The sequence below is a fragment of the Marinobacter sp. UBA2498 genome (assembly GCF_002341575.1).
Classification (GTDB): Bacteria; Pseudomonadota; Gammaproteobacteria; order Pseudomonadales; family Oleiphilaceae; genus Marinobacter; species Marinobacter manganoxydans.
Genome location: NZ_DDOI01000039.1, coordinates 412 through 4,672 on the forward strand (window position 1 = coordinate 412; position 4,261 = coordinate 4,672).

A 4,261-nucleotide genomic window follows, 5' to 3' on the forward strand; every position below is an offset into this window, starting at 1 on the left:
TTCGCTCAGACATCTTTTTCCCGACAGAAAAGCACCCCCATACCACCTCGCTCACCAAGCTTCCGTGGTATCGCTTGTAACGCACAGTTGAAATAAACGCACAAGGAATAGGAGAAACACAATGAAACCACGCACTCGTTGGGAAGCCGTTTGCACCGTAGACGACCTGGTGCCGGAATCTGGCATCGCGGTATGGACCGAAGAAGGTCCGGTGGCGGTGTTTTATCTGCCGCATCGGCTGCCGGCGTTGTTTGCCATCAGCCATACGGACCCGTTCAGCGGCGCCAATGTGCTGGCCCGGGGGATTACCGGGGATCTGAAAGGGGAGCCGGTGGTGGCGTCGCCGTTGTACAAGCAACATTTCAGTCTGCTTACGGGTGTCTGTCTGGAAGACGATACCGTGCGGGTCAAAACCTACCCTGTCCTGCTGGACGGCAACCAGATCCGCTTGGAAGTACGGGCCAACCAGCGAGAATCCATCGCGGCCTAGGCCCTTAACAATGCCGGCGAAAGCCGGCGCGTGGTATGGGAAGTCTTTGTGCAGGGGAAAAGATGTCTGAGCGAAGCGAGTTGCTTTTCCCCGGAAGAAAGACTTCCCATGGCGCGTGACGGCGATACTCCGAGGCTAAACCTCTCTGGAGCGACGCCAACGCTCCCGCCAGCCAAGAACAAAGATGGTCAGTGACGGCAGAAAAGTCACGGTTACGATCGCTGCCCCCAGCAGGCCAAACAGAACGATAGCGCCCACGCCGCGATAGAGCTCGGTGCCTTCGCCGGGCAGGAACACCAGGGGCGAGAGGCCGCAGATGGTGGTCAGGGTGGTCATGGCAATCGGGCGCAGGCGGGTCTGGACGGCGCCGGTGACGGCCTGTACTACGGTAACGCCTTTCTGGCGCAGGTTCTGCCGGGCCTGGTCCACCACCAGGATGGGGTTGTTCACCACGGTTCCCATCAGGATCAGGAAGCCCAGCATGGTAATCATGTCGAAGGGTTGTCGCAGAGGCTGGAGGCCGATCATGGGCAGCAGGCCACCGACCAGGTTCATCAGGGCCAGGCCCACAATGCCACCGGCCACGCCAAGCGGTATTGCGGTCATGATCAGCAGCGGGAATCCCCAGTGCGCGAAGATGGCCACCAGCAGCAGGTAGACAATGGCAATGGCAATGGCAATGATGAAATTGCCGGTCAGAGCCTCCCGTGTGGCATTAAGCTGATCGCTGGCGCCGGAAATATCCACGTTCACATTCGCGGGCAATGCGCCGCTGTCCCGCATGAACTGCAACAGTTCCGTGCGTACCCTCTCAACGCCGGCTTCGAGCGGCACATCGTCCGGGGGAATCACGTTCAGAGTCACCGTGCGGCGACCGTCCACCCGGCGGACCGTGCTGGTATCGACGGTTTCCTCGATGGTAGCCAGGCTGGAGAGCGGCAGGGTAGCACCCTGGGGGGTGTGCACCATGACATCCGGCAGGCTGTCCAGTGACGGGTTGCGACCCTCGCTGCCGTAGACGTAGATATCGATCTTTTCGTCGTCCAGGAAGAAATCGTCGACGTAGCTGCCCTCGGTTAGAGAGGCTACGGTGAAGCCAATGCTTTCTGCTCCCAGACCCAGTTCAGCCGCGCGATCCCAGTCGGGCATAATCTGGATCAGCGGTTGCGCCAGGGACAGCGTGGAGGGCTGGCTCTGGATGCGGGGGTTGTCGAAGATCTCCTCGGCCCGCTGGTAAGCGGCATTGGCGGCGCTGTAGACCGACACCAGGTCCGGGCCGGAGATGTCCAGGTTGATGCTGCGGGTGCCGCCGTCGTTGCTGGAAATGATGGAGCCCTTGGCCGCGAAGGCGCGCATGCCCGGGAACTGTTCATAGAACCGGGTGATCTCGTCCATCAGGGCTTCGATGTGCCTTGGATTCAGGGTCTCGGCGATGATCCGGATCCTGGTGGGCGTTACCTGCATGTTGAGATAGGCCATGGGCGGCACGCTGGTTTCGCCCGCGGCGTAGGCCTGGCCGTCCGCGTTCACGTGGGGCAGGAAGTAGTCTTCCACCTGGCGGGCAATGGCTTCCATCTCCTGCAGGTTGTAACCCGGCGGCGCCGACATGGCGGCAAAGGTCTTGGGCTCCTCGCCTTCCGGCAGGTATTCGGCGGGTGGGGTCAGCACAAAAATCACCCACAGGCTGAAGCCGACGGTGGCTGCCATCACCAGAAGCCGGCGCACCGTGCCATTCACCAGCCATCGCACCGCCCCCATGGCGGCCCCGCTCCAGCGACCCGAGGTTTCGTTGCCGTATTCATCGGTGGTCACGCCCCGGCGGCCGAAATCCAGCCGGGCACAGAGGGTGGGTATGATGGTGATTGCCACCAACATGGAGGCGAGAATGGCAGCAGAGATGGCAATGGCCACGTCGGAATACAGCTGGCCCGCCTCTTCCTCGATAAACAGGATCGGCAGGAACACCAGGATGGTTGTGGTGGTGGACGCCAGCACCGCCGGCCAGACTTCACGCACGCCCTTGAGGGCCGATTCGAAACGGTCCAGCCCCAAACGCCGGTGTCGCTCGATGTTCTCAAGCACCACGATGCTGTTGTCCACCGTCATGCCGATGGCAAAGGCGATACCGGCCAGAGAGATCACGTTGATGGTGCGGCCGGTGATCAGCAGCCCGATAAACGCGGCTATGGCACACAGCGGTATGCCCACCACCCCGGCAAACGTGGCCCGGCCGGACCTCAGAAACAGGAACATCACCAGGGTTGCGAAGGCGGCACCGATACCCAGATTGGTCCAGACATTGGCAACCGAGGCTTCCACGTACCGGGCATCGTCTGCGGTCAGGCCCAGGGTCATGCCCGCAGGTTCCAGCACTTCGCGGTTGATGGCGGCGACTTCGTCCATCATGGCGTGCTTGATATCGATAACGTTGGATCCGCTCTCCCGACGCACCTGCAGGCCGATCACCCGCTGGCCATTGACGACGGACAGTTCCCTAATCCGTGAGTGACCCTGCTGCACCTGGGCAACCTCGCCCAGGCGCACCACGCTGTCACCCTGTCGGCGCACCACCAGTTGCTCCAGGGATTCAACATCATCAAAGCGACCCACCGTGCGCAGCAGGTACCGGCGCTTGCCGGAATCAATCTCGCCACCGGAAATGTCCTGGTTGCGGCTGACAATGGCATCACGCAGATCGAGCAAGCTCAGGCCACGCTGGGCCAGGGCGGCTTCGTCCACGATAACCTGCATTTGCCGGTCGGCACCGCCGCCGACGGTCACCTCGGAAACCCCCGGCACGCTCTCCATCCTGGGCCGCACGCGGTCCTCGATAAAATCGCGCATCAGCTCGATGTCCAGCTCACGGGGATTGCCTTCGAGGGTGGCGATGCGAAAATACATGAATGCGTTGGAGGAGAACGACGCCGCAACTATGCGCGGCTCATCGACGTTCCTCGGATAATCCGGCACCTGGCTCAGGGCATTATTGATCTGGATCAGGGTCTCGGTGATATCCACCCCGAACGGAAATTCCAGCTCAATCTCCGCTGCGCCACTGGAGGCGGTGGAGGTCATCCGGCTCAGGTTCGGAACATTGCGCAGGAACCGTTCCTGCTCGATCAGGATGTCTTTCTCGATGTCCTGGGGCGTGGCGCCTGGCCAGCTGGTTTCCACCGTGACCGTCCGCACCTCCAGATCCGGAATCATCTGGACCGGAATCCGCAGTGCTGCAGCAGCCCCAAGGATCGCGACAATCAGGGCAATAACGGTGACCAGAGTGCCGTGGCGGATAATGCCGGCAAACATCAGCGGCTCTCCCGTTCGGCAATGCGAACGCTGATGCCCTCGCTCAGGGACTCGTTGCCACGGACCACCACCTGCTGGTCCGCTTCAAGACCACTAGTGACCTCTACCCGGCCCTCGAAGCCGGTGCCAAGGCGCACCCGCTTTTCGCTCACGGTCCAGGTGTCTTCATCCCCCGGTTCGGCGATCCACACGGTGGTTCGTCCTTCGGGATACCGGTTGATGGCATCGCGGGAAACCGTCAGGCCACGTTCACCGGTAGTGACCCGCAGTACCGCCTGTACCGACATCCCCGGGAGCAGCTTCACGGATTCGGGCTTGATGGCGCGGAGGAGAAAGGTTCTGGACTGGGGATCGTTGACCGGTACCAGAACATCGATGGTGGCGCTGCTCAGTGCCTGGTCATCCTGCACCAGCAGCCGGCTGTTGTCGTCGATGCGTTTGTAGAAGGACTGGGGTACCTGGAAA

3 protein-coding genes are annotated in these 4,261 nt (G+C 61.6%); 1 reads left to right on the plus strand and 2 read right to left on the minus strand.

Going from position 1 to position 4,261, the window contains the following annotated elements:
- The first annotated feature begins 121 nt into the window (after window positions 1–121).
- Window positions 122–490, plus strand: a complete 369-nt coding sequence (nirD, locus tag B2W52_RS04200; RefSeq protein WP_008176927.1) for a nitrite reductase small subunit NirD — start codon at window positions 122–124, stop codon at window positions 488–490.
- 135 nt (window positions 491–625) lie between these two features.
- On the opposite strand, the gene B2W52_RS04205 is transcribed toward nirD, so the two are convergent.
- Both B2W52_RS04205 and B2W52_RS04210 read right to left on the minus strand, forming a co-directional pair.
- Window positions 626–3,796 (minus strand): efflux RND transporter permease subunit, encoded by a 3,171-nt coding sequence (locus B2W52_RS04205; RefSeq protein ID WP_286801501.1) that lies wholly within the window; start codon window positions 3,794–3,796, stop codon window positions 626–628.
- A partial coding sequence (locus tag B2W52_RS04210; RefSeq protein WP_414673472.1) for an efflux RND transporter periplasmic adaptor subunit occupies window positions 3,796–4,261 on the minus strand: 466 nt, incomplete at its 5' end. The genes B2W52_RS04205 and B2W52_RS04210, both read right to left, overlap by 1 nt.

Excerpts from the sequence above, each read along its gene's own strand:
- B2W52_RS04205 (WP_286801501.1), bottom strand. The coding sequence starts at position 3,796 with ATGTTTGCCGGCATTATCCGCCACGGCACTCTGGTCACCGTTATTGCC.
- nirD (WP_008176927.1), top strand. The coding sequence starts at position 122 with ATGAAACCACGCACTCGTTGGGAAGCCGTTTGCACCGTAGACGACCTG.